The sequence below is a fragment of the Paraprevotella clara YIT 11840 genome, assembly GCF_000233955.1.
In the GTDB taxonomy this organism is placed as follows: domain Bacteria; phylum Bacteroidota; class Bacteroidia; order Bacteroidales; family Bacteroidaceae; genus Paraprevotella; species Paraprevotella clara.
The window spans coordinates 1-1,435 of the sequence record NZ_JH376655.1 but is presented as its reverse complement, the minus strand read 5'-3'; the positions used below and the strand labels follow the sequence as shown (position 1 = coordinate 1,435).

1 protein-coding gene is annotated in these 1,435 nt (G+C 29.6%); it reads right to left on the bottom strand.

What is annotated here, in order from left to right; genetic code table 11:
* Positions 1-280: 280 nt before the first annotated feature.
* Complete coding sequence (locus HMPREF9441_RS16175; RefSeq protein WP_008622987.1) at positions 281-1,258, bottom strand: IS30 family transposase; 978 nt, start codon at positions 1,256-1,258, stop codon at positions 281-283.
* Positions 1,259-1,435: the final 177 nt, after the last annotated feature.

Here is a 1,435-nt window from a genome sequence, read left to right as displayed (position 1 = left end):
ATGAAAGTGTTATTTTTTTCTATTTAGACTCTCTTGCTACAAACGTTATTTTTTATATTGAAGCACCTAAAATCAGTTTAAATTTTTTTCTGTTTTTCTGTAACAAAACAGTATATTTCTCTAAATACATCTACCCTATACAATGAGTATAGGAAAGATACAGAAAGAGCGAAGGATAAGCGAAAGATTAGCGAAGAACAAATATCTAATAAATATATCAAAGGTAAAAAAAGATACTACCGCTTATGCTAACGGCAGATTCAATTCATAAAGGTAACTTTTAATTTTGCTGATTGTTATTCAATAAGTTAACGTTTCCTTGATTTTTAATAGCTTGCAAATATACCTGTTTTGGACTCATATAACCAAATCTTTTTCGAGGTCTATTGTTAAGTTTGTTTTGTACTCTCTCCAATTCTTCTTCATTTATAAACCTTAAATCAGCTCCCTTTGGAAAGTACTGTCTTAATAAACGATTATAATTCTCATTAGAACCTCTCTCCCAACTATGATATGGATGAGCAAAATAATAGTCTAAATTGAACTCTTCTGATAGCTCTTTGTGTTTAGAAAATTCTTTGCCATTATCAGAGGTTATTGTATGTATAGTTAGTTGATTTTCAGTAATTAACTTAGCTATCATTTCTTTTGTATGGATAGCTCCCTTACAAGGCAAGTGCCCTAATAAAGTATAACCTGTAGCTCTATCATTAAATGTTAAAATAGCTCCTTTATGATTAGCTCCCATTACTAAATCCACTTCGTAATCACCTATGCGTGAGCGTTGTTCAACGATTGCTGGTCTTAAGTCTATACTTTTTCTATCGTTAATAGGATCATTTGATTTATAAGTTTCTTTTCTTTGATACCTTTTCCCCTGATTTCTAAGGTGTTTGTACAAATCACCTCCCTTTTTCTTATCATTCCAAACAAACTTATAAATAGTTTGATGAGAAATATTTTTTAGTGTTCCTGCAATTTGTTCAGGACTATAATCTTCTTTTAAAAGGGTAGTTACCTGCTCTTTAATTTCCTCTGTAAAATGTATAGCTTTTCTCTTTTTCTGCATTCTATCAAGGTATAATTGATGAGCTTCCTCAGCTTTATATATGCCTGTTTGAGGATTAGAGTTTCTTTTAATTTCTTGATTTACAGTCTTTTTAGGCAACCCTATTTCTTTTGCAATTTGAGCTCTTTTTAAATTAATTTGTAGATATCCTTCTATTTTGTATCTTTGCCCCAATGAAATATGACTCATAATTTGTACTTTACATTTTTCAATTTCAACAACGCAAATATGAGGATTTTTTTCATTTGGCAAGGAAAAACTATATGATTTTTCCTTGCTTTTTTTGTTTTTAATTTTTGTCTGCAGCAGACAAAAATTAAAAACAAACCCTTATTAAAAAGTTACTTTTATTACTTGAATTTAGGA

Excerpts from the sequence above, each read along its gene's own strand:
- HMPREF9441_RS16175 (WP_008622987.1), bottom strand. The coding sequence starts at position 1,258 with ATGAGTCATATTTCATTGGGGCAAAGATACAAAATAGAAGGATATCTA.